3 protein-coding genes are annotated in these 2,961 nt (G+C 42.1%); all 3 read right to left on the reverse strand.

The window, feature by feature from the left end; genetic code table 11:
• Positions 1-564: 564 nt before the first annotated feature.
• Positions 565-1,662: an endonuclease/exonuclease/phosphatase family protein gene (locus tag C4S39_RS14965; RefSeq protein ID WP_103967725.1), complete on the reverse strand. Its 1,098-nt coding sequence runs from the start codon at positions 1,660-1,662 to the stop codon at positions 565-567.
• 483 nt (positions 1,663-2,145) lie between these two features.
• The gene (locus C4S39_RS14970) at positions 2,146-2,412 is read right to left on the reverse strand and encodes a hypothetical protein (protein ID WP_103967726.1); all 267 of its coding nucleotides are present in this window, start codon (positions 2,410-2,412) and stop codon (positions 2,146-2,148) included.
• A 121-nt stretch (positions 2,413-2,533) separates the two neighbouring features.
• Entirely contained in the window at positions 2,534-2,854 is a 321-nt protein-coding gene (locus C4S39_RS14975; protein WP_374953040.1) for an SLC13 family permease, read from the reverse strand.
• Positions 2,855-2,961: the final 107 nt, after the last annotated feature.

The raw sequence follows: 2,961 nt of genomic DNA on the forward strand, positions 1-2,961 counted from the left end.
CATATTCACCTGGATCGAGTCATGGTACAACCCAACTCGCAGGCATTCCGGGCTGGGATACTTATCACCAAACAATTTTGAGAGAAAACTGAATGGGAATAATCAAATCGCGATAAACTGCAATCCGCTTTCACAGGTCGAGACTCTCTCGACTCCATGAAAAAAATGTCCGTCAAATTGGGACAACTCCATTACTATTTACGTGCATTGTACTTCTTGCTGAGGTAACAGGAGCGGTATCTTGAATTGATCCTGGATTCTTGATCAGACTTTGATTCGCTCCGCCCTGGCAGGCCGAGTCCGATTGAGCGTCGCATTGTGTTCAATTGCACTTTTAGCAGCACGATACCAGGAGTTAAGATACTTCTCTTTTAGGAATTCTGCGTGTTGTCCGATGTATTTTACATACCAGTAAATCAAGCCATCCCAGTCGTCTATGTATCCCACCGAACAACTCGCAGGTGATTTTCTTGCGGACAAATTGCCTGAATGCATGTTCTCGCACCTCCGTAGCCTGTGAATAATCCCGTATCGGGAAAAAATTTTGACACATCAGATAATGTGCTAGGTTACTGAATGTTTCTCCGGTTGGGGAACATCACTCTTGCTAACATTCTGGTTTTCTGTTTTGCGCTTAGCCCAGGCCAAATCATCGGCATCTGCGTCCAGGCCGTTATCTTCATTATTACGGTCAGCGGTAAGTACTAACTCGGTGAAGAGTGCGTAATGATCCGAACCAAAGCTTCTGAGTCTTTCCAAATTCTGAAGTGAAAAGTGCTTACTGTGAAACAGATGATCTAGCGGCCAACGTAAGAACCAGTAGTGGGCATGAAAAGTATTAAACATACCGCGACCCACTCTTGGATCAAGCAATCCACTTATTTTTCTGAATAACCGCGTGGTTGCAGACCAGGCCACGTCATTCAAATCTCCGGTTACGATAGCCGGAACGTTGGTATCGGCGACACTTTTGGCAATGATCACAAGCTCTGCGTCACGTTCGGAAGATTCGCTATTTTCCGTTGGGCTGGGGGGTGCCGGATGCAGGAAATGTATGCGAACTTTGTGTCCCGATGACAGAAGTACAAGCGCGTGCATTGACGGCTTGTCCGGTTCCACCAGATATTCAATTTGAGTATTCATCATTGGAAATCTGGAATAAACGTGCATGCCATAAAGATTATCCAGCGGGCATTTGATCGTATAGGGGTAATCGATTTCCAGGACATCCAGCTGCGTTTGCCACCAGATATCCGATTCCAGGGTTACCAGAATATCCGGCTGACATTCGCGAATCAGTGCAATCAATGCTTGCGCGTTTCGATTTGTCATCAAGACATTGGCGGTAATAATTTTGATTCGACCTTTATTATCAGAATTATTTGCGGCCTTTACTTCTAACGGGAATATCCGCGTATAAGGAACAATCCACCATGCTTGATAGCCTAGGCAAGCTAATACAACCACAATGAGTCCCCATGTTTGCCACGATGACAAATCGAGCAACAGCAATTCCAAGACAAGTGTAAACAATAGCGCCCAAAAAAGTTGCAATCGTGGAAAATCGAGCCCCCGTACCCACCATGCCTCATAGCGGCTGAGCGGTAGTATTGTCAAGATGGCCAGTATTACAGTTGTAATCAGGAATAATGTAGCTAACATCAGTTGAAAAGTATAAGACTTCCTTGTAGAAATGTTGGTCTGATAATCATTCGATTTGTCGAAATAACTATCTGGCCAAGTTCAGCTTGATCCAAAGTAGTGATTTTATCGTGTTATATCTATCTCTCGTCAATTAATGTTTGTATCGGTGTTCGCAACAGCGTGTCTTGAGATAATGCAAAGATTATAATCACTTGCATAAAATCAATATCCGGATCGCCCCAAGTCCTTCGATAGAGTTTATATATCTGTACCAGAAAGGTTACTTGATAGAATTTCTGCAATGACAGTTTTAAGGAGCTGCACAGATGCCGTAGTACAATATTCGGCGACTCGATCGACTGCAATACGAATACGTTTACATATCTTGTTCGACAGGAAAAGCCGTCCTGCTACTGGAAGATCCGCTATCGCGTTTGATATCAGCAGGAAGGTGAGTAAGAAATTAAGTTTTTGTTTACAACTTCAGGAATAATATTGCAATCAACCACTTGATAACGCTTCTAAATCAGGAAATAGCCTTTCATGTATCTCTTGTAATTTATAGATCTCCTGCAATACCTGTACTGGAAATCCCTGCCTGTCTCTATCCTTATCAACCACAAGTAATTTATTGATGTATTGATAAATCTCTTTATATCCCCAGTGTAATTGGATCATTTCTGCAATTCTCGGATAATTCTTTTCCAGCAATGATCCTTTATCACCTAGATAAGCTCCAAATTCATTAATTGACCTTTTTAATGACATGTACAGTTTTCTCCGGTAGGCTTAATCAGTTGCAACTATGATAGAAGATAATCATTCATCAGGATCGATGAAAATAAAAAGAATATATGCTTTATTTCATTCTTTAATTGATTCATCCAAATCATTTAGTCAACGGCCATCCAATCAATAAAACCGTGATAGTGACCACACCTGCAATGATATTCATTGGAATACCTGCTCGGAGAAAGTCAATGAAACGATATTCGCCAGGCCCATACACCATCATATTGGTTTGATATCCTAGAGGTGTCGCAAAGCTGGCGGAGGCCGCCATCATGATGGCAAATACAAAAGGAACATTATTCAAATCGGCTTTTTCTGTGATCTCCAACACAATCGGCAACATTAAAAGCGCTGCGGCATTATTGGTAATAACTTCAGTTAACAATGAAATGGTTATATACGTCAGAATCAGCAACAGCCACGGCGTGCCGAGCTATAGTCAAATCTGGTGTATAGGGAATCAAGCGGCATTCTGTTTTTGATCTGCTGTTTGTTTAATACCGTTAACGAACTTAACGCCGTTGA

Source organism: Nitrosomonas ureae, from assembly GCF_900108305.1.
GTDB classification, from domain to species: Bacteria; Pseudomonadota; Gammaproteobacteria; order Burkholderiales; family Nitrosomonadaceae; genus Nitrosomonas; species Nitrosomonas ureae_B.

Coding starts and splice junctions, on each gene's coding strand:
- C4S39_RS14965 (WP_103967725.1), bottom strand. CDS start 1,662: ATGTTAGCTACATTATTCCTGATTACAACTGTAATACTGGCCATCTTG.
- C4S39_RS14970 (WP_103967726.1), bottom strand. CDS start 2,412: ATGTCATTAAAAAGGTCAATTAATGAATTTGGAGCTTATCTAGGTGAT.